At 64.7% G+C, this 19870-nt stretch carries 18 protein-coding genes; 8 read left to right on the top strand and 10 right to left on the bottom strand.

Annotated features, from left to right (window positions below; all coding sequences use genetic code 11):
• Positions 1 to 114: 114 nt before the first annotated feature.
• Positions 115 to 1188: a redox-regulated ATPase YchF gene (gene ychF / locus AC25Z0_RS01485; protein WP_488118495.1), complete on the bottom strand. Its 1074-nt coding sequence runs from the start codon at positions 1186 to 1188 to the stop codon at positions 115 to 117.
• Positions 1189 to 1296: 108 nt separating this feature from the next.
• Between ychF and AC25Z0_RS01480 the strand changes: the two genes are divergently transcribed.
• Positions 1297 to 1914 (top strand): exonuclease domain-containing protein, encoded by a 618-nt coding sequence (locus tag AC25Z0_RS01480; RefSeq protein WP_488132072.1) that lies wholly within the window; start codon positions 1297 to 1299, stop codon positions 1912 to 1914.
• Positions 1915 to 2086: 172 nt separating this feature from the next.
• Complete coding sequence (locus tag AC25Z0_RS01475; RefSeq protein WP_488132071.1) at positions 2087 to 3484, top strand: DNA recombination protein RmuC; 1398 nt, start codon at positions 2087 to 2089, stop codon at positions 3482 to 3484.
• On the opposite strand, the gene AC25Z0_RS01470 is transcribed toward AC25Z0_RS01475, so the two are convergent.
• The 5 genes from AC25Z0_RS01470 to AC25Z0_RS01450 all read right to left on the bottom strand — a co-directional run bounded on the left by AC25Z0_RS01470 (position 3455) and on the right by AC25Z0_RS01450 (position 10043).
• Entirely contained in the window at positions 3455 to 5224 is a 1770-nt protein-coding gene (locus tag AC25Z0_RS01470; RefSeq protein ID WP_488132070.1) for a dipeptide ABC transporter ATP-binding protein, read from the bottom strand. The two genes, AC25Z0_RS01475 and AC25Z0_RS01470, sit on opposite strands and share 30 nt — an antisense overlap.
• Complete coding sequence (locus tag AC25Z0_RS01465) at positions 5221 to 6018, bottom strand: ABC transporter permease (protein WP_488132069.1); 798 nt, start codon at positions 6016 to 6018, stop codon at positions 5221 to 5223. The genes AC25Z0_RS01470 and AC25Z0_RS01465 overlap by 4 nt, the downstream gene beginning before the upstream one ends.
• A complete protein-coding gene (locus AC25Z0_RS01460) occupies positions 6015 to 7094 on the bottom strand; it encodes an ABC transporter permease (RefSeq protein WP_488132068.1) in 1080 nt (359 codons plus the stop codon). The genes AC25Z0_RS01465 and AC25Z0_RS01460 overlap by 4 nt, the downstream gene beginning before the upstream one ends.
• A gap of 46 nt (positions 7095 to 7140) precedes the next feature.
• Positions 7141 to 8724, bottom strand: coding sequence for an ABC transporter substrate-binding protein (locus AC25Z0_RS01455; protein ID WP_488132067.1), 1584 nt, complete (start codon positions 8722 to 8724; stop codon positions 7141 to 7143).
• A gap of 101 nt (positions 8725 to 8825) precedes the next feature.
• On the bottom strand, positions 8826 to 10043 hold the full coding sequence (locus AC25Z0_RS01450) for an amidohydrolase family protein (RefSeq protein WP_488132066.1): 1218 nt from the start codon (positions 10041 to 10043) through the stop codon (positions 8826 to 8828).
• A 453-nt stretch (positions 10044 to 10496) separates the two neighbouring features.
• On the opposite strand from AC25Z0_RS01450, the gene AC25Z0_RS01445 reads away from it, so the two are divergent.
• Positions 10497 to 11003 (top strand): PPC domain-containing DNA-binding protein, encoded by a 507-nt coding sequence (locus AC25Z0_RS01445; protein ID WP_488132065.1) that lies wholly within the window; start codon positions 10497 to 10499, stop codon positions 11001 to 11003.
• On the opposite strand, the gene AC25Z0_RS01440 is transcribed toward AC25Z0_RS01445, so the two are convergent.
• The 3 genes from AC25Z0_RS01440 to glpX (AC25Z0_RS01430) all read right to left on the bottom strand — a co-directional run bounded on the left by AC25Z0_RS01440 (position 10987) and on the right by glpX (AC25Z0_RS01430) (position 14740).
• Positions 10987 to 12564 (bottom strand): helix-turn-helix domain-containing protein, encoded by a 1578-nt coding sequence (locus tag AC25Z0_RS01440; RefSeq protein ID WP_488132064.1) that lies wholly within the window; start codon positions 12562 to 12564, stop codon positions 10987 to 10989. The two genes, AC25Z0_RS01445 and AC25Z0_RS01440, sit on opposite strands and share 17 nt — an antisense overlap.
• Positions 12565 to 12612: 48 nt before the next feature.
• Complete coding sequence (glpX, locus tag AC25Z0_RS01435) at positions 12613 to 13545, bottom strand: class II fructose-bisphosphatase (RefSeq protein WP_488119501.1); 933 nt, start codon at positions 13543 to 13545, stop codon at positions 12613 to 12615.
• Positions 13546 to 13783: 238 nt separating this feature from the next.
• Entirely contained in the window at positions 13784 to 14740 is a 957-nt protein-coding gene (glpX, locus tag AC25Z0_RS01430) for a class II fructose-bisphosphatase (protein ID WP_488132063.1), read from the bottom strand.
• Between the two features lie 141 nt (positions 14741 to 14881).
• On the opposite strand from glpX (AC25Z0_RS01430), the gene fbaA reads away from it, so the two are divergent.
• Both fbaA and AC25Z0_RS01420 read left to right on the top strand, forming a co-directional pair.
• Complete coding sequence (gene fbaA / locus AC25Z0_RS01425; protein ID WP_488118484.1) at positions 14882 to 15907, top strand: class II fructose-bisphosphate aldolase; 1026 nt, start codon at positions 14882 to 14884, stop codon at positions 15905 to 15907.
• Between the two features lie 9 nt (positions 15908 to 15916).
• Complete coding sequence (locus AC25Z0_RS01420) at positions 15917 to 16531, top strand: DUF6264 family protein (RefSeq protein ID WP_488118483.1); 615 nt, start codon at positions 15917 to 15919, stop codon at positions 16529 to 16531.
• A gap of 93 nt (positions 16532 to 16624) precedes the next feature.
• On the opposite strand, the gene AC25Z0_RS01415 is transcribed toward AC25Z0_RS01420, so the two are convergent.
• Positions 16625 to 17677 carry a 4-hydroxy-3-methylbut-2-enyl diphosphate reductase gene (locus AC25Z0_RS01415; RefSeq protein ID WP_488133101.1) on the bottom strand — a complete coding sequence of 351 codons (1053 nt, stop codon included), beginning with the start codon at positions 17675 to 17677 and terminating at the stop codon, positions 16625 to 16627.
• 89 nt (positions 17678 to 17766) lie between these two features.
• On the opposite strand from AC25Z0_RS01415, the gene xseA reads away from it, so the two are divergent.
• Genes xseA through AC25Z0_RS01400 form a run of 3 tightly spaced genes read left to right on the top strand, consistent with a single transcriptional unit; the run spans position 17767 to position 19857 of the window.
• The gene (xseA, locus tag AC25Z0_RS01410) at positions 17767 to 18969 is read left to right on the top strand and encodes an exodeoxyribonuclease VII large subunit (protein ID WP_488132062.1); all 1203 of its coding nucleotides are present in this window, start codon (positions 17767 to 17769) and stop codon (positions 18967 to 18969) included.
• A 1-nt stretch (position 18970) separates the two neighbouring features.
• Positions 18971 to 19204, top strand: coding sequence for an exodeoxyribonuclease VII small subunit (locus tag AC25Z0_RS01405; protein ID WP_488118481.1), 234 nt, complete (start codon positions 18971 to 18973; stop codon positions 19202 to 19204).
• Positions 19201 to 19857: a DUF4245 domain-containing protein gene (locus AC25Z0_RS01400; RefSeq protein ID WP_488118480.1), complete on the top strand. Its 657-nt coding sequence runs from the start codon at positions 19201 to 19203 to the stop codon at positions 19855 to 19857. The genes AC25Z0_RS01405 and AC25Z0_RS01400 overlap by 4 nt, the downstream gene beginning before the upstream one ends.
• The last annotated feature ends 13 nt before the right edge of the window (positions 19858 to 19870 follow it).

Below are 19870 nucleotides of genomic sequence, written 5' to 3'. Positions count from 1 at the left end.
TGGCTTGTGAGCCGAAAGGCGGAGCACCACCGCGCTCCAAAGCTTGTCTACTCCACGGACTAATGACTGAAGTCAGGCCGAGCAAGCCAAAACAAATCCTTGATCAAGAGCGAGCTACACGTTGAATCTAAACTCCACGACGTCGCCATCCTGCATGACGTACTCTTTGCCTTCCATGCGGGCCTTGCCCTTGGCACGGGCCTCGGCAACGGAACCGGTCTCGATCAGGTCATCGAACGAGACGATCTCGGCCTTGATGAAGCCCTTCTGGAAGTCGGTGTGGATGACGCCGGCAGCCTGCGGCGCCGTGGCACCCTTCGGGATCGTCCAGGCGCGAGTTTCCTTCGGGCCGGCCGTCAGGTAGGTCTGCAGGCCAAGCGTGTCGAAGCCGATGCGGGCGAGCTGGTCGAGGCCGCTCTCCGTCTGGCCGGTGGATGCCAGCATCTCAGCGGCATCCTCGTCGTCGAGTTCTGCCAGCTCGGACTCGAGCTTCGCGTCGAGGAAGACAGCGTGCGCTGGGGCAACGAGGTCGGCCAGGGTCTTCAGCTTGCCGGCATCCTGCAGCACTGACTCGTCGACGTTGAAAACGTAGATGAACGGCTTGACCGTCAGCAGACCGAGCTCCTTGATGGGCTCCAGGTCGATGTTTGAGGCCGACAGCGGCTTGCCGGCGTCGAGGAATTCCTGCGCCTTCTTGGCCGTCTCGAGCACGATCGGCTCAGCCTTGCGTCCCTTGACCTCTTTCTCGAAGCGCGCGACGGCCTTCTCGAGGGTCTGCAGGTCGGCGAGGATCAGCTCGGTGTTGATGGTCTCCATGTCGCTGGCCGGGTTCACGGCTCCGTCGACGTGTACGACATCGGGGTCTTCGAATCCACGGATGACCTGGGCGATGGCATCCGCTTCACGGATGTTCGCCAGGAACTTGTTGCCGAGACCCTCTCCCTCACTCGCACCGCGCACGATGCCGGCGATGTCGACGAACGACACCGGTGCAGGCAGCAGGCGTTCGCTGCCGAAGACTTCGGCCAGCGCGGCGAGACGCTTGTCAGGCAGGTTGACCACACCAACGTTTGGCTCGATCGTGGCGAACGGGTAGTTCGCTGCGAGCACGTTGTTCTTGGTGAGTGCGTTAAAGAGGGTGGACTTGCCAACATTGGGCAGACCGACGATTGCAATAGTAAGAGCCACGAGGGTCCATCGTACCGGCTGAGAGTGAGGGAGCGCTGAACGCCACCACCCGCACGGCGCGCTTCCTACCTGAACGGGACTGTCAGTGCCGCGTGAGACGATAAATATGTGCCACTGAACTTCACTGCAATCGATTTCGAAACCGCCAACTCCTCAAGTGCTTCTGCCTGCTCCGTCGGGCTCGTGAAGGTTCACGACGGCAAAGTCGTCGATCGGGCGTCGTGGTTCATCCAACCCGCACCAGGACACGACGCATTCTTGGAATGGAATATCAAGATTCATGGCATCACCCCAGCGGATGTCGTCGGCGCGGCCACCTGGGGCGACCAGCTCCCCGACCTCGTCGCTTTCGCCGACGGCGATCACCTTGTCGCTCACAATGCCGGCTTCGACCTCGGCGTGATCTCGAAGGCGTCGACCGTCGCTGGACTCAGCGTGCCTGATTTCAACTACGTCTGCAGCCTGCAGGTCGCTCGCCGCACATACCACCTCGACTCCTACCGACTGCCCGTCGCCGCCATGGCCGCCGGCTTCGAAGACTTCGCGCACCACGACGCACTCGCCGACTCTGAGGCCTGCGCAGCGATCATGATCCACGCGGCCCAGCGTCACGAGGTCGACACGATCGAGCAGCTGGCCCACGTCACCCGCGTGAAGATCGGCGCCATCGGCCCGGTCGCCACCAAGGAGCACGCCTCGACGCACGGCCCCATGGCTCTGGGGTAACTCCCCGCTCCCGAGCTTCCCCGAAGCCCGACGCACTGCGCGCTTCGCGCCATGAACGCAGCTGCGCGGTAGCTGCAACACCCGCGTAGCTGCGTTCGACCCGCGTGGCTGGATTCGCGGCTAGTCGTGCTGCCCGCGCGGCTCTGTCGGTGGTCGCTGCGAGGATAGAACCATGGATCCCGTACTCAGTCTTCTCCTCGGCCTGGTCATCGGCGCGCTCGTCGGCGCGCTGCTCACCGTCGTGATCGTGCAGCGCCGGCACGGGTCAGGTGCGCACGGTGCTGGCGCCAGCGAGGCTCCGGCCGTCGTCGAGGCTCGGCACCAGCTCGAGCTGGCAGCGGTGCGCTCCAATGAGGCCGCCGTCGCCTCGCTGCTGCGCGAAGAACTCGCAGCCATCCAGGCCACCTCGGATGGTCTCCGCAGCCAGGTCATCGCCGCGCAGCAGCAGTACAGGGAACTGATCGAACGCCAGCGCGCCGAGCAGGAGAAGGCTGCCGCCCAGGGCGAGCAGGAGAGCCGGGTGCTGCAGGCACTCGCCCCCGTTCGCGAGAGCCTGCACGACATGCAGAAGAAGGTCACTGACCTCGAGGCGCAGCGCAGCTTGCAGCACGGCGAGCTCAGTCAGCAGCTGCGCTCTGCCACAGAGTCAGAGGAACGGCTGCGGAGCACGGCGGAGTCGTTGGCGTCAGCCCTCCGCGCAAACAGCACGCGCGGGGTCTGGGGCGAGACCCAGCTGCGCAGCGTCGTTGAAGCGGCCGGGCTCATCGAGCGGGTCGACTTCGACCTGCAGTCCAGCATCACCTCCGATGCCGGCGCCGGGCGCCCAGACATGGTTGTCCATCTCCCCGGCGGCAAGAACATCGCTGTCGATGCGAAGGTTCCGTTCACGGCATACCTCGAAGCCAGCCAGATTCCGGCCACGGCCACCGGCGTGGAAGGCGCCCAGCGCGCGGTGCTCATGAAGGCTCACGTCAAGGCCGTACGCGACCACATCACCGCGCTCGGCAGCAAGGCGTACTGGCAGGGCCTCGACGCATCCCCTGAGCTGGTCATCGCCTTCATCCCCAGTGAGTCGCTGGTGTCGTCGGCGCTTGAGGCCGACCCGTCCATCATGGAGTTCGCCTTCAGCAAGCGCGTCGCGCTGTCCTCCCCCGTCACGCTGTGGTCGGTGCTGAAGACTGTCGCCTTCAGCTGGCAGCAAGACGTACTCACCCAGGACGCGCAGGTCTTGTTCGACCTCAGCCGCGAGCTCTACTCACGGCTGGCCACCACGGCCACCCACATTGAGAAGCTGGGTCGCTCGATCGAACGCACGGTGAAGGACTACAACGGCTTCGTCGGCTCCATGGAACGCCAGGTGCTGCCAACCGCCCGCAAGCTCAACGCTCTCGACGAGTCGAAGGTGCTGGCTCCCCTGGTCGGCATCGAGGAAACACCACGCGAGATGGTCGCCTATGAGTTCGTGGCCGAGCTCGGGACAGAGTTCGTGGCAGAGCTCGGGACTGAGCTCGGGACTGAGAACGGAACGGAGAACGACTACCTACCGGTAGCGGTGGCGGCCGCCGAGTAATTCTCCTGGCAAAAGCGTCTCGTCGCGCACCCGCCGTCCGGGGATCGCGTCCAGCAACTCACGCGTGTACTGCTCGACCGGATTCGACAGAATCTGGTCGGCGCTGCCCAGCTCGATCAGCTTGCCGAACTTCATGACGGCAATCTGATCAGAGACCTGCCGGATCACGCCGAGGTCGTGCGAGATGAAGAGATAGCTGAGCCCGAATTCAACCTGCAGGTCGACGAGCAACTGCAGGATCTGCTCCTGCACCGACACGTCTAGAGCCGACACCGGTTCGTCCAGAACCAGCAGTTCCGGCCCCAGGGCCAATGCCCTGGCGATAGCGATGCGCTGGCGCTGTCCGCCAGAGAGCTGAACCGGCTTGCGCTCGGCCAGTGCCGGGTCGAGGCGCACCGCGTGCAGCAGCGCTCGAACCGTCTCAGCACGCTCAGCGCGGGTACCAATTCCGAATGCGCGCAGGGGCTCTGCGATGATGCGCTCGACTGACATTCTCGGATCAAGCGAACCGAACGGGTTCTGGTAGACGACCTGCACGCGGCGACGCAGCTGGCGCAGCTCCTCGCCGCGCAATCCGCTGATGTCGACACCGTCGAAGTGGATGGTGCCGGAATCGGGCGAGATGATGCGGGCAGCAATCCGCGCGGTCGTGGTCTTGCCTGAGCCGGACTCCCCCACGATCGAGAATGTGCTGCCGCGCGGCACGGCGAACGACACTGCATCCACGGCCGTCAACGTCGAGGCAGGCGCTCCACTGGGGCGCAGCGTGTAGGTCTTGGTCAGTTTGTCGACGACGAGAATGTTCTCCGAAGCCGTCACGACGGATGCTGTCGGTGCGGCGGCCCGGAAGCCGAGGGTGAGACCGGTGCGTGCTGCGTTGGCTGCGACGTCGTCACCGTCGATGACAGTCGGAACCAGGCGCTTGCTCGAGAGTCCGGGCGCTGCGGCCACCAGTTCCCTGGTGTAGCTGTGGCTCGGCGACCCGAGCACATCGGCCGGGGTGCCCTGTTCGACGATGCGACCCTGCTGCATCACGATGATGTGGTCGGCGCGGTCTGCGGCAACGGCCAGGTCGTGCGTGACCAGGATCACGGCGGTGCCGTGGTCGCGGGCGAGCGTCTCGATTCGGTCGAGAACCTGTCGCTGCACTGTCACGTCGAGAGCGCTCGTCGGCTCGTCGGCGATGACGAGGCGTGGCGTGCACGCCCAGGCGATGCCGATGAGCACCCGCTGCTTCATTCCGCCTGAGAGCTCATGCGGGTACTGCCCCGCCCGGCTTTCGGCGTCCTGGATTCCGACCTGGTCGAGGATCCGCACCGCCTCTGCTGCGGCATCCTGCTTGCTCAGCTTCAGGTGCAACCGCAGGGTCTCTGCAATCTGCTCCCCCACTTTGAGCAGGGGGTTCAGCGAGTTGCTCGGGTCCTGGGGAACGAACCCGATCTCGGCCCCGCGGATGCGACGCAGCATCCGCTCTGGCATCTCCGTCAGGTCGTGTCCATCGAATTCGATCGACCCTGAAACGATGCGCCCGCCCTCAGGAAGGCGACGTACCAATGCCTGAGACAGGGTGCTCTTTCCCGAACCCGATTCACCGACGATCGCGACAATCGAGCCCCTGGCCACCGTGAAGTCGAGGCCACGCACGGCCTGCGTGATGGTGCGGCCGTTCGAGTATTCGATCTGGAGGCCACTGACCCGAAGCAACGGGGAACCGGTGGCATCACTCTTCTGCACGATCATCGTTCTTCTCCGATCAAACGCGCCAGCCGATTGACGGCGAGGACAACGACCAAAATCACAGCGCCTGGGATCAGGCTCAGCCACCATGCCGTCGCGACGTAGTCACGGCCAGATGAGACGAGCGCGCCCCACTCCGGCGTCGGCGGCTGGGCGCCGAAACCGAGGAAGCTCAACGCAGACACCGAGAGGATTGCCGTGCCGAGTTCGAGGGCTGCCAGTGCGATGACCGGCTTCGCCGAGTTCGGCAGTACATGTTCGAACACGATGTACGGCCACCGCACGCCGAGGGTGCGCGCCGCCTCGACGTATTCTTCGTTGCGAATGCGCACGACTTGCGAACGCATGATGCGGGTGAACGATCCTGCAGCGCCGAGACCGACGCCGAGCGCCACCGACCAGGGGCCGAAGCCGAGGCCGGCCACCACGATGAGGGCGAGCAGCACGCCGGGGACGGCGATGAGAACATCGACGAAACGCATGACGACGAAGTCGAGCTTGCCGCCGATGAAGCCGGAGATCAGGCCGACGACCGCTCCGATAGTCACACCCACGAGAACGGCGGCACCCGCCGACGAGAGTGAGAGGAATGCGCCATGCACCACGCGGGAGAAGACGTCACGGCCGAGGTGGTCGGTTCCGAACAGGTACGTCGAACTCGGGGGAAGCAGCTTGTCGGCGGCGACACCCTCGAACGGATCCTGGGTGGCGATCAACGACGGGAAGAACATGGCAGCCAGGGCGGCCAGGATCACCAGGGCGGCGATGATGACGCCGGGCTTCTGCAGATTTCTCATGACTCAATCCCCGCCTGGGCGCGAGCGGTTTCAGTGGCGGATGCTGGTGCAGGTGCAGGTGCAGGTGCAGGTGCAGGTGCAGGTGCAGCAGGTGCAACAGGTGCAGCCGTGCGGCGACCGAGCGCACCACGCGTGCGCGGGTCGATGATGCCGTACGACACGTCGACGATCAGGTTCACGACCGAGTAGACGAGGGCGACGACGATGACGACCCCCTGGATCACCGTCGCGTCGCGAGCAAGCACGGCGTCAACGGTGAGGCGACCGATTCCATCTCGGGAGAACACGGTCTCGACGACCGCGGTGCCGCCGGCGAGGTAGCCGATCAGCAGGCCGAGGATGGTGATCGACGGCAGTAGGGAGTTACGCAGCACGTGGCGCAGGAAGATGTTGCGCGGCGAGACTCCCTTGGTCACTGCCGTGAAGACATAGGGACTTCTCATCGCGTCGAGGACCGCGGCGGAGAACACCTGGAAGAAGATGGCGCCAATGGGAAGAGCGAGGGTGATCGCGGGCAGGATCACCGCTGTCGGGTTGCGCGTGCCTGAGGCCGGCAACCACCCCAGCCAGAACGAGAACACGCTGACCAGGATGAGTCCGCTGAGGAACGCGGGAATCGCCACACCGAGCGGCGGAATCTGCAGCAGCGTCTGGCGCAGCCAGCGCGACGGTGTGAGGAAGGCCAGGAAGGTGAGCACCACGGAGGTGACCACGCCGAAGATCAACGCGAGCACGGCAACGGATGCCGTGTTGGGGAGCGCCCTGGCGATCATCTGGTCAACCGGCTGACCGGTGGCGATGGACGTGCCGAGGTCGCCACGGAGAGCGGACAGCAAGTTTCCGATGTACTGGTCCCAGAGCGTGCCGTCGAGGCCGAATTTCTCGCGCAGCACGGCGAGTGTCGCTGGGTCGGTGGTTGTCCCGTCCCCGCCCTTCACCGAGAGCGCGGCGAGCAACGGGTCTCCTGGCAGGAGATGGATCAGCAGGAACGTCACCGTGTATGTCGCCCAAATCACGAAGGCGAATTGAACGAGCTTGGGCGCTACGTATCGCAGCACCGCCAGAATTCTCTGCACGGGTGACGTTCCTACTGATTCCATGAGTTACCGAATGGGTGCGGCGTTACTCAGCGACGCGAACGTCGTAGAGCAGCACGCGGGAGGCGGAGTCGAACGTGAGGCCTTCGACATTGGCCCGTGAGGCGTGCAGCTGCACGGTCTCAAGGGTCGGGATGAGGTACGCGTTGTCCACGATGATCTTCTGCGCCTGGGCGACGAGCTTCGAGCGCGCGTCGGGGTCAGCTGTCGTCGCCTGCTCGGCGAGCACGGATTCCAGTTCGGCATCGTCGACTATTGCCCAGCGGGCCTGCGAGTCGGCGGAGAACAGCACACGCAGCGCATCGGGGTCGGTGCGGGTGAGGGCTGCACCGAGGAAGTCGTAGTCGCCAGACGCGACGGCGCCGAAGAAGTCTCCAGCGGTCACCATGTTCAGCTGCAGGTCGATGCCGATCTTCTTGAGCTGCATCTGGGTCGCCTCCAGCACGTCCTGTGCGTAGAAGGCGGTCACCGCGACGGAGAGCTTTGTGCCGTCCTTTTCACGGATGCCGTCGGCCCCCATCGTCCAGCCTGCCGCCTCGAGCACGGCCTCGGCCTTCTTCGGGTCGTACTCCATGGCATCCGCCTGGCTGGCAAATCCCGGCGTCGTCGAGGTCAGCGCGCTCGTCGGTGCCACGCCGCTGGTCGAGCCGGCCACCTCGTTGATCTCTGCACGGTCGGTGCCGAGCAGCATCGCGGTACGAACAGCGATGTCGGAAACGATCGGACGTGACGTGTTCGGAATGAGGCTGTTCGGGATGCCGGGGTTGGCCTTCGAGTACACGTTGAAGTCGTCGGTCGTGAAGCGAGCCTCATCGGCGTACGGGAGGTCCTGGATGATGTCGAACTCGCCGGAGTCCAGTCCACCGGTACGCACGCCGTTCTCGACGATGATCGGGAATTCGATGGTGTTGACCAGAGCTTCGCCGGTGTGCTCGCGCAGGCTCGATGCCCAGTCGTAGCCGACGCGCTTCTCGATCACGACGGAGTCGTTCGGCACGTACGACTGGTAAACGAACGGGCCTGCGCCGGTGACGGTCTGGCAGCGCTCTTCGGGCGTCATTTCCGTGGTCGCCTCTGAGACCAGGCCAAGTGTCATGGTCGATGCACCCTGCAGGAACTGCGCGTTCGGCTGCGAGAACAAGACGGTGAAGGTCTTGTCGTCGGTCACGTCGACGCTGTCATAGCCCGAGAGGTACTGCGAGGCCAGCGATGCCGCTGAGCCCATGTCGTACAGGGCGTCCAGGTTCGCCTTGACCACGCCGCTGGTCAGCGCGGTGTCATCGCTGAACGTGACACCGTCCTTCAGCGTGAAGGTGAATGCCGTGAGGTCAGAGTTGGATTCGAAGCTCTCCGCGAGCCATGGCACGATCTCGCCCGTCTCCACGTCCTGGTCGACCAGGGAGTCGACCACCTGACGGCCGATGTTGAGCGCCGTCGTCACCGTCGTCTGCTGCGGGTCGAGGCAGGTGGGGTCTTCCTTGAGGGCGAAGATGACGTTGTCCTTGGACGACTCGATGCCGGCGCTGCACGACGCGAGGAGGCTGACAGCCACCAGTGCGCCAATCGGGGCGGCCGTCAAACGCATGATTCGGTTGGTCTTGCTACTCACTATGGTTCCCTCCGAGGGACTGGATGTGTGACGTGTGATGCGTGATTGGTGGGGAATGCGAGGCGACACGCGCTGTGTGGCGCTCCGTGGGTAGCGCTGGATCAGGATGCGCGTCGCGTTGGCAATGCGCCGGAGATGACGACGCCGCGGGAGACGACGGCCACGATGTTCTCCGGACGAAGAGTGTCGAGATCTTCCCAGGGGCGTCCGGCGATGACGACGAAATCGGCGCCGAAGGACGGCGCGATGGTGCCGACCGTGTCGCCCATTCGGATCGCATCCGCTGCATCTGACGTGGCGGAGACGAGCGCGCGCTCATCGCTCCAGCCGAACATCTCCTTCATCAACCGCACCTCTTCGAGCTGGTCGCCGAACTGCACGAAGACACCGTTGGCGTCGGTGCCGAGAACAAAGCGCACTCCGGCCTGCCCCGCAGCGGTGAAGTTGCGGTTGCGCTCTGCGACAACGTCGGTGGCCTTCTCCTGCGCTTCAGCGCTGACGGCGACGCGGCCCTCTGCGATGACATCGTTGATCATCAAGGTCGGGGCGACGGGGATGTTGCGCTCCAGCAGGCGCGCCCAGTGCGCTTCAACGATTCCCGTGCCGTGCTCGAGGGAGTCGACGCCGTGGTTCAACGCGATCTCGACGCCGATCTCGGTGTGCGTATGCGCTGCGACCAGCATTCCAAGGGCATGTGCCTCGTCGACAGTGGTGCTGATCTCCGCATCGGTCTGGTTGCGCCAGCCCACCTTGTCGCCCATGGAGAGGACGCCGCCGCTGGTGTAGATCTTCACGCCGTCGGCGCCGGATCTGGCCAATTCACGCACGCGCTTGCGGCATTCGTCAGGGCTGTCTGCGACAGGGTCGCGGTGCGGGTAGTGGGGCGGAATGAACAGGTCGCCGTGCCCTGCTGTCATGCCGACCTGGCCGTGTACGACAACGCGGGGACCCTGCTGGATTCCCTCGTTGAACACCCGGGCGACCGCCATCTGGTGCTGGTCTCCGGCCAGGTCGCGCAGGGTGGTGACCCCGGCACGGGCTGCACGCTGCGCATTGGCGGCAATGTGGAAGACCCGCTCTTCACTGGGCGTGATCAGCGGCCAGCTCGACCAGTCGACGGTGCGCTCACCGGCGTACGCGCCGAGGTGAACGTGCGTGTCAACGAGGCCGGGAATGACGCTGTACTCGCTGAACTCCGGCAGAGCCTCTGCAGGTTCGACCGAGACAATGCTGTCGCCACTCCAGCGGAGCGCGCTGGCTCCCAATGCGGTGTGGCCATCCCAGACCTGGATGCCGTCGAGTTCGCTCAGCACGCTCACGACAGGCGGCCGGGGGCGTGCACGAGTGGCGTGTTCGAGAGCATGGGGGAACCTCCGCGGTTGTCTGCTGACTCAGTGTGAGAACTGGTACGGCGACCCTGCCGCGAAAAAGGAAAATGGTGTCGGCCTTGGGCCGCTCTTTCAGTAAAGCCGTCGCGGGTGTCAATCTCTACGACAGCACCTACGAAGAATGGGGGCCGGATGCCCCGTTGGTTTGGTGGATCATCCGAAAGGCCCTTCTCTATTGTTTCAAACTCTGGCCGACGTCTTGTCCTTTGTCGGATTCGCCAGCGCGGACACACCGATGAGCGCCGAACCTTGGCGGATCATCCGTGTACCGCTGCATGCGCCTGTGATTAGCTCGGAACAATGCCTCATCGACGCTGATGTGCCGGGCATTCATCCGCACTCGTCAATGTCAATCATCAAGAGGAATCAGCACCGTGTCGCACCGTGTCACCCCGCCCGTCCCGTCGATCCACCCCCTCCAGGTCGCTGATGTTCAGCGCTGAGATCACGACCGGCCGCCGATTTGCCGTTGTACTGCAGCCCGGAGACGACGTGATGGACTGCCTGGCGCGGTTCTGCCGCGACAACGATGTGGAGCAGGGCTATCTTCCGGTCTTCCTCGGCGCGTTCAGCGAGCTGTCGATGATCGGCACCTGCGAGCACGTCGAGGACGAGTTCGAACCGATGCCGAAGGCGGTCGATCTCGGCAACGTCGAGGGAATCGGCTCTGGCACCATCGCCTGGGATGCTGATGCAGGGCGCGTGCTTCCGCACCTGCATGTGGCCGTTGGCCTCAAGTCGTACTCCGCGACCGCCTATGCGGGTCACCTGCTGTCCGCAACGGTCCAGTACGTCACTGAGGTCATCATCGAGGAGGTCACGGCACCGCGATTCAGCCGTGTGCCAGACCCCGCAGCGCGGGGCATCCCGAATCTCAGCTTTCAGGCGTAGCGACGGACTCTGGGTTCAGGATCGACAGGGCGAGGTAGAGGTCAACGCGATCTCGCATGGTCGAGAGGTCGCGATCGGTCAGCGCCTCGATGCGTCCGATGCGGTACCGCAACGTGTTCACGTGCACGTGCAGGAGACCCGCGGCCTGCTGCCAGGCTCCCCCTGAATCGAGGAACACGCGCAACGTCAGCACGAAGTCCGAGCCGTGGCTGGTGTCGTAGTCCAAGAGCGGGGCCAGCAGGCTCTCGGCGAACGAGCGCCGCGCCCGTTCGGGGAGCATGGCGAGCAACGCCTCATGCGACGGTGGCGTCGAGCCGGTACCCCAGGTGATGGTTCCCGTTCCGGTGACCGACAGCATCCGCCCCCTGGCCGTTGACACGGCCAACGCCAGCTGGTCGATCGATGTGACCTGCTCGCTCACTCCGAGACGCATCCGGCGTGAGCCGAGCATCACGCTCTGCTCGCCTGTGCGTGTGTCAGCGAGCTGGATCAGCCCTTCCGGAGTCGCATCATCCCCACTGATCAGTGCGATCGCCTCCGAACCGCGCTCTGCGCCAAGCAGGGTGTGCGTCTCATCGGCGACCAGGGCTGTGACCGCCCCAAGCACGGCGCGGGGCGACGAGAAGCGGTCGTCGATAGTCGCGGCGACCACGACCATCGGGTTCGACGGGTCGATGCCGAGCAGCCGGAGGCGGGCAGAGGCCTCCCCCGGCGATACTGCGTCGTCGATGAGCATCGAGACGAGCTCGCCGACCTGCTCGAGTTCGATGGAGCGGCGGTAGTTGGCCAGCTCCAGTTCAACGCGCACCACGGCAATCAGAGTGCGGATGACGCGCTCCAGGTCGGCAGGCCACTCACGATGATCGCCAGAACAGACCAGGTACCCAGCGGGGTGATCGCCGTCGGCGATGATCGGCCAGACGGAGGACGGGCGACCCTCCTCGTCGGGGACGACGGCGACTCCCCTGCCAGATCCGAGCATCCGGTTCCAGACCGCGGCGCGCCACTCAACGCTGGGATCAGCACCGACGACAGCCGTGATGGCGCCACCGGCTTCCAGCACCCAGCATCCGACGGCGAAGTCCTGGTAGAAGAGGTCCAGTGCCCCCTGGGCGCCTGGGCCAGACGCGAGCGTGTCGAGCAGTTTCCGGTCGAAGCCAACGCCGCGGGAGAATTCCGGCCAGTGCCCGGTCGCCACCGAGGATTCGATGAACTGGGCGATCGATTTGAACGACACGGTCTTCGAGACCGTCAGCAAGGCCACACCCCAGCGACGGCAGGCGCTCTCGACGTACTCGGGCACCTCACCGATCACGATGCGTCCGACGACGACGGCCGGTACCTTCTTGCCGGCCAACTCCGAGATGAAGAGCTCTGCGCTCTCCGGTCCCTGCGCCCACAGCGCGCCGGTGAGCACGAGATCGCCTGCAGTCAGGAAGTTCCCCGGGCTTGGCAGGTCGACGATGTACGCGCCGTCGACCGACAGCGCGAGCAGGTCTGGGGTCGCCCAGATCAGGCTCAACCCCAGCTCTGCTCGCTCCAGGAGATCGGAGACGTTCACCGGCTCGCACTCATCTCGGGCCGGTTCCCGCCTCCGGTCATTCTGGGGTTACAGCCACTTCTCGGCGAGGTGCTCCGCGATAACGCGACGCTGTGTGCCTGAACGCGAACGCAGCACGATGCTCTCGGTGCGAATCATCGGGCCGACGCGGCGAACACCCTCGACCAGGGCGCCGTCCGTGACGCCGGTGGCGACGAAGAAGGTGTTGTCTCCACTGACCATGTCGTTGATCTCGAGCAGCTTGTCGACGTCGAGCCCTGCAGCCTTGGCGTTGGCACGCTCGATGTCGGTGCCCGGCGCCAGACGCGCCTGCATGTATCCGCCCATGGCCTTCAGAGCGCAGGCGGTGGTGATGCCCTCAGGGCTGCCACCGATACCGATGCACATGTCGATGCGGCTCTCGTAGCGGGCGGCGTTGATGCCACCGGCCACATCGCCGTCGAGCATCAGCAGCGTGCCGGCGCCGGCAGAGCGGATCTCGTCGATCAGGCCCATGTGACGCGGACGGTCGAGCACAGCAACGACAATCTCACCGACCGGCTTTCCAGCGGCCTTGGCGAACTCGCGGATGTTGTCGCCCACCGACTGGTCGAGGCTCACGACGCCACGGCCGATGGAACCGGTGGCGATCTTGTCCATGTAGAAGACGGATGACGCGTCAAGCATGGTGCCGCGGTCAGAGACGGCGATCACCGAGAGGGCGTTCTGTCGACCGGCGGCGGTCAAGCTGGTGCCGTCGATCGGGTCGACAGCGATATCGCAGGACGGGCCGCGGCCGTTGCCGACGTGCTCGCCGTTGTAAAGCATGGGCGCCTTGTCTTTTTCGCCCTCGCCGATGACGATGACGCCGTCGAAGTTGACGGTGCCGAGGAACTTGCGCATGGCGTCGACGGCAGCGCCGTCAGCGGCGTTCTTGTCGCCACGGCCAATGAATGGCACCGCGCGAATGGCTGCGGCCTCTGTGGCACGCACCAATTCCATCGCAAGGTTGCGGTCGGGGTGCTCGAAGAGCGTGGCGGAGTCTGAGCTGGTCACTAAATGGTCCTTCCCGGACGAGTCGTGTGATGTGGCGGAGCCCTTCGTTGGGCCGGCGCTGAGCTCTCAGTGCCGCCAGGATCAGCCTACTCGCCCGCCCTCTCGGGGCCCCGACTGGAATCAAACCGTGCACATGCGTGCAGGTATATCGCGCTCAGGTGTCGAGAGCTCAGGTGTCGAAAACTCAGAGCGACGATCCCATCCGCTGCCTAGAGACCAGACGGATGCCGCCACCCGGCGAGATCATCACAGATTCTGTATGCGCACGCTCGCCGTGCAGGCGCACTTCCCGCAGGTCGATGCCGGGGGTGATCCCCGTCGTCTCTGTGACAGCAGTAAGGAAGAAGTACCCGTCGGCCGACACGAGGTCGTCGAGTCGGAGAACCCGGCCGATGTCGAACCCGCGTTCGGTGGCCAGCCGCGTCTCCTCCTCGGATTGCGGCGCGAGCCTGCCTTCCATCTGACCGCCAAGCGCACGAACGGCGACAGCGGTCAGCACTCCCTCCGGCGCACCGCCGATGCCCACCTGGAGATCGATGCCGCCATCCGGCTGCGCAGCGCGCAGCGCGGTGACCACGTCACCGTCACGGAAGGTGACGACGTGCGCGCCGACGGAACGCACGGCATCCGCATAGGGCTTGTTCCGTGCCCGTTCCTGGATTGCGACACGGAGCGACGTGAGCGGCCGGTCCAGTTGAACCGCCATCATCTGCAGCGTCTCCGTGAGCGGCACATCCAGTGTCAGCGAATGGGTGTCGCGTGAGCTGATCAACTTCTCCAGGTAGAAGACGGGGCCTGGGTCGAAGAGCGTTCCGCGCGGCGCCAGCGACATGACGGCGATCGCCCCTGTCTGCTCGTAGGCGGCCAGCGCCGTGCCATCGACGGGATCAACGGCGATATCGACGAGCGGCCCGGCCTTCGTTCCGACACGGTCGCCCGTGAACAGCATCGGCGCCTTGTCCTTCTCCCCCTCGCCCACCACGATCACACCGTCGATGGGCACCGATTCGAAGGCGAGTCGCATTGCGGCAACGGCCGCGCCGTCAACCGCGTTCTTGTCGCCGCCGCCGACGAAGGGGGTCGCCGCTATCGCTGCGGCCTCCGTCACGGCAAGCACCTGCAGCAGGAGTTCATTTGGCATCGTCAGCTCTGGCACAGTCCTATCATTCCCGCTACTCGGCCTTTCGGCAGGCGTAAGGCTTCCACGATCAATAGAATTTGAACAGTAGGCACTTTAAAAGCGCGTGATAACAGCGCACGTTCGCACTTCAGAGGAGAAGCAATGCCCATCGCAACCCCCGACCAGTACGCAGAAATGCTGAACAAGGCCAAGGACAAGGGCTTTGCATACCCCGCCTTCAACGTCTCGTCGTCGCAGTCGATCAACGCCGTGCTACAGGGACTCACCGAAGCCGGCTCAGACGGCATCATCCAGGTCACGACGGGTGGCGCTGACTACTTCGCCGGCCACACCGTGAAGAACCGCGCATCAGGCGCGCTGGCATTCGCTCGTTTCGTGCACTCCGTTGCCGACAACTACCCCATCACCGTCGCGCTGCACACCGACCACTGCCCGAAGGGCGCGCTCGACGACTTCGTGCTTCCGCTCATCGCCGCCTCAGAAGAAGAGGTCAAGGCCGGTCGCAACCCGATCTTCCAGTCGCACATGTGGGACGGGTCCTCCGTGCCGCTGGCTGAGAACCTGGAAATCGCTGAGCAGATGATCAAGCGCACCCAGGCGATCAACGCCATCCTCGAGGTTGAGATCGGTGTCGTCGGCGGCGAAGAAGACGGTGTCAGCCACGACATCAACGACAAGCTCTACACAACCCTTGACGACGCCATCGCCATGGTCGAGGCGCTCGGCCTCGGCGAGAAGGGCCGCTACATGGCAGCCCTCACCTTCGGCAACGTGCACGGTGTGTACAAGCCGGGCAACGTGAAGCTGCGCCCAGAGCTGCTGAAGGGCATCCAGGACGGCATCCAGGCCAAGTACGGCACAGCTGCCAAGCCGCTCGACCTCGTTTTCCACGGTGGATCAGGCTCAACGGATGCCGAGATCGCCGAAGCAGTCGCCAACGGCGTCGTGAAGATGAACGTCGACACCGACACCCAGTACGCCTTCACTCGCTCCATCGCTGACTACATGTTCAAGAACTACGATGGCGTACTGAAGGTCGACGGCGAGGTCGGCAACAAGAAGTTGTACGACCCGCGCGCCTGGGGCAAGGTCGCAGAATCGGCCATGGCCGCTCGCGTCGTCGAATCGACACGCCAGCTCGGCTCTGCCGGGCACTCAAACAGCTAACGGATGACTATGACACAGAACCCAGGATCGTCAGGGCCAGACAAGCCCCCGGCAGATTCCCGCCCGCAACCACGCTACGGCGAGCTCGCACCAGAAGGGTGGACCTGGCAGCCACCGGCGCCCGCCGCTCCGGCAGCGGATGCCACGGATGCGCCCTCTTCGGCGCACCCGGATCGGGTTCCCGTGTCAGCGCCGAGCGCGCCGAACGGTGTGGCGTCTCACGCCGCACCGTTCGGCGGCGTCCAGGCCGCAAAGCCCGCTGCACCAGCCTGGGATCGGCCGGTCACGCTGGCGCTCCTGGTACTCGGACTGTTCGGCACCTTCTTCACCGTCGCGGTGCTGAATTCCATTCCGCAGGCGTTGCAGATGCTGTACACGCAGGAAGGCCTCGGCACATACACAGCTGCGGCATCCGTCGCGACTCTGATCCTGGCCGGCGTCATCACACAGGGCGCCCTCTGGGTCGTCACTGCTGTGGTGTCAGTACTGGTCACGCTGCGTCGCCGACGGGCGTTCTACATTCCGCTGATCGGCGGGGTGGTGTCGTTCATCGCCATCTTCGTGTTCCTCACGTTTGTGCTGACCACGGATTCGACGCTGCTGGACTTCTACGGCCAGCTGTAGATCTGGTTTCGAGACGGCCTGGCGGCCTCCTCAACCAACGGAGACCCGTTGGTCGAGGAGGCCGTTCACGGCCGTCTCGAGACCCGGTGACCGCTAGTCGTTGCAGCCAGGAGCGCTGCTGGTGCGGCCACCGAGAGCACGCTCATCCGTTGCGCCGCTGCGCGTCTTCCGCAGTTCCTTGGGGAGCGAGAAGATCAGGTCTTCCTCTGCGGTCTTGACTTCCTGTACGTCGCCGTAGCCGGCGTCCGCGAGGTCGCGCAGCAGTTCCTGCACCAGTTCGTCTGGCACGGATGCCCCGCTGGTCACACCGACAGTCTCAACGCCGTCGAGCCATTCCTGCTTGACCTCGCTGGAGTAGTCAACGCGGTATGCGGCCTTCGCACCGTACTCGAGTGCAACCTCAACGAGGCGCACGGAGTTCGACGAGTTGGCCGACCCAACGACGATCACCAGATCGGCATCCTTCGCGACCTTCTTGATGGCAACCTGACGGTTCTGGGTGGCGTAGCAGATGTCATCGCTCGGCGGGTCCTGCAGGTTCGGGAACCTGGCGCGCAGCCGGCGAACCGTCTCCATGGTCTCGTCGACGCTGAGGGTGGTCTGTGACAGCCAGACGACCCTGTTCGGGTCGCGCACGACAATGGTGTCTGCTTCGTCCGGGCTGCCGACGAGCGTCGTGTGTTCGGGGGCTTCACCGGCGGTACCCTCGACCTCTTCATGGCCTTCGTGGCCGATGAGCAGGATCTCGAAGTCGTCACGGGCGAAGCGCACGGCTTCGCGGTGCACCTTGGTGACGAGCGGGCAGGTGGCGTCGATGGCCTGCAGGCCGCGGTCTGCAGCAGCATTGACCACGGCGGGCGACACCCCGTGCGCGCTGAAAACGATGTGGGAGCCGGCGGGCACCTCATCGACCTCGTCGACGAAGATCGCGCCCTGCTTCTCCAGCTCGGTCACCACGTGGATGTTGTGCACAATCTGTTTGCGCACGTAGACGGGCGAGCCATAGTGCTCAAGGGCTTTCTCGACGGCGATGACCGCGCGGTCGACGCCGGCGCAGTAACCGCGGGGCGCTGCGAGCAGCACCCGCTTGTGTCCGACGACCGGGGTATCCTTGAGTCTGCCTGGCGCGCTCATAATTCGGGGCATGCCAAGGCCGATCACTGGCGAATTTGTACTGATGCTCACAACCCCAGTCTATGCGGGCACGCCTGAACAGCCCGTGGGAGGAAGACCGTATGACAGACGCACCACCCACCCTCGATGCGCCATGGCCGGTCGCGCTCCTCTCCAACAAGATTCGCGGCTACATCGACCGCCTCGGCACCGCATGGGTGGAGGGTGAAGTCACCCAGTGGGGCGTGAGCGGCGGCAACGTCTACGGCAAGCTCAAAGACCTGAACGAAGACGCGACGGTGAGCTTCACCATCTGGTCGTCGGTCAAGGCGAAGCTCTCTGAGAACTTCAAGCAGGGCGACAGGGTCATCGCCCTCGTCAAGCCCAACTACTGGGTCAAGGGCGGCTCGCTCACCATGCAGGTGTTCGAGCTGCGGCACGTCGGCCTCGGTGACCTGCTCGAGCGACTCGAGCGTCTCAGGGCACAGCTGAAGAGCGAGGGCCTGTTCGACGCGTCGCGCAAGCAGCCGCTGCCGTTCCTGCCGCACTGCATCGGCCTCATCACCGGCAAGGACTCCGACGCGGAGAAAGACGTCATCCGCAACGCCCAGCTGCGCTGGCCTGCCGTGAACTTCCGGGTGGTGCACGCCGCCGTGCAGGGTGACCGCACGGTCGGCGAAGTGACCGCCGCCATCCGTCAATTGGATGCAGACCCCGAGGTTGACGTCATCATCATCGCCCGCGGTGGCGGAGACTTCCAGAATCTGCTTGGCTTCAGCGACGAGACCCTGGTGCGTGCCGCTGCGGCCTGCACGACACCCATCGTCAGCGCAATCGGACACGAAGCCGACCGCCCGCTGCTCGACGATGTCGCCGATTTGCGTGCATCCACTCCAACGGATGCCGCCAAGCGCGTCGTTCCAGATGTCTCAGATGAGCTCAACCGCGTGCAGCAGGCGAAGGCACGTCTGTCCAACCGGCTCACCAGCTTCCTGTCGTCGGAGATCGATCGCATCTCACAGCTGCGTAGCCGCCCCGTGCTGAGCAACACCACGTGGATCGTTGACTCGCGCTCCGAAGAGCTCACCCGCACGGTTGCTCGCGGAACCGAGCTGGTCGAACGCATCGTCGACCGCGCAGGCACCCAGATCGTTGAGCTCAGGTCGCAGCTGCGCGCGTTGTCACCGCAGGGAACGCTGGATCGCGGCTACGCGATCGTGCAGCTGCCGAGCGGCCATGTGTTGCAAGACCCCGCAGAGGCGCCGAGTGGCACAGACCTCAGGCTCACGCTCGCTGCGGGAACCCTTACAGCTACGTCGAAATAGAATGGATCCCATGAGTAAGCCTGCAGACGACATCACCGCCCTGAGCTACGAGCAGGCGCGTGACGAACTGGTCCGCGTGGTCAACGAGCTGGAACAGGGTTCTTCGACACTTGAGCAGTCGCTGGCCCTGTGGGAACGCGGCGAGGCACTGGCCAGTCGCTGTGAGGAATGGCTGATCGGCGCCAAGGCCCGTCTCGACGCCGCGCGCGCCGGCCAGGCGGCCGCAGCGGAATGAGCACGGTGAAAGCACCCAAGCCCCCTCGCGTTGTTGCAGAACTCGGTCGACCTGAGACGCCGGACGAAACCGCAGCGCGCCTGACAGAGAACTCGCGCAAGTACCGCGCACACAAGACGATCAACAATCTGGTCCTGTCGCTGCTGGTCACTGTCGGCATGGTGTTCATCATCGTGCTCGCCGTTCCCCGCAGCGACACCCCGATCGACCGCGACGTCGATTACTCGGCCACCGCGTCCCAGCTGCAGCCCGGTGTCGAAGAGCCCATTGCCGATCCGACCCTGCCAGACGGATGGCGAGCCAACTCGGCAGACTGGCGCACGGCATCCGGTTCAGGCGGCGTCGAGTCGTGGAACATTGGCTTCCTCACCCCGACCGACCAGTTCATCGGGCTGACCCAGGCGTTCGACGCCGACCCCAGCTGGATCGCCGACCAGCTGCAGCGCCAGGCCGCTGTCGAGACAACCGTCATCGACGGCATCACCTGGGACGTTTACCGCAACACGGTTCCGGCGAAAGACCGCGGCAATTTCGACTACGCCCTGGTGACCCAGGCCGGCACCACCACCTACCTGCTGATCGGCACCGCCGTCGAAGAGGAGTTCGCCGTGCTGGCGAGTTCACTCACCGCCGACATTGCCGCGGCCGAATAATTGAGAGAGAGCA

The sequence above is a fragment of the Leifsonia sp. Y862 genome, from assembly GCF_057669585.1.
Note: the sequence above shows the minus strand (reverse complement) of the source record. Positions and strands in the feature narration are given on the sequence as shown.

Coding starts and splice junctions, on each gene's coding strand:
- AC25Z0_RS01405 (WP_488118481.1), top strand. CDS start 18,971: ATGGATCCCATGAGTAAGCCTGCAGACGACATCACCGCCCTGAGCTAC.
- fbaA (WP_488118484.1), top strand. CDS start 14,882: ATGCCCATCGCAACCCCCGACCAGTACGCAGAAATGCTGAACAAGGCC.
- AC25Z0_RS01415 (WP_488133101.1), bottom strand. CDS start 17,677: ATGCCCCGAATTATGAGCGCGCCAGGCAGACTCAAGGATACCCCGGTC.
- AC25Z0_RS01400 (WP_488118480.1), top strand. CDS start 19,201: ATGAGCACGGTGAAAGCACCCAAGCCCCCTCGCGTTGTTGCAGAACTC.
- xseA (WP_488132062.1), top strand. CDS start 17,767: ATGACAGACGCACCACCCACCCTCGATGCGCCATGGCCGGTCGCGCTC.
- AC25Z0_RS01420 (WP_488118483.1), top strand. CDS start 15,917: ATGACACAGAACCCAGGATCGTCAGGGCCAGACAAGCCCCCGGCAGAT.
- AC25Z0_RS01475 (WP_488132071.1), top strand. CDS start 2,087: ATGGATCCCGTACTCAGTCTTCTCCTCGGCCTGGTCATCGGCGCGCTC.
- AC25Z0_RS01470 (WP_488132070.1), bottom strand. CDS start 5,224: ATGATCGTGCAGAAGAGTGATGCCACCGGTTCCCCGTTGCTTCGGGTC.
- glpX (WP_488119501.1), bottom strand. CDS start 13,545: ATGGAATTGGTGCGTGCCACAGAGGCCGCAGCCATTCGCGCGGTGCCA.
- glpX (WP_488132063.1), bottom strand. CDS start 14,740: ATGCCAAATGAACTCCTGCTGCAGGTGCTTGCCGTGACGGAGGCCGCA.
- AC25Z0_RS01465 (WP_488132069.1), bottom strand. CDS start 6,018: ATGAGAAATCTGCAGAAGCCCGGCGTCATCATCGCCGCCCTGGTGATC.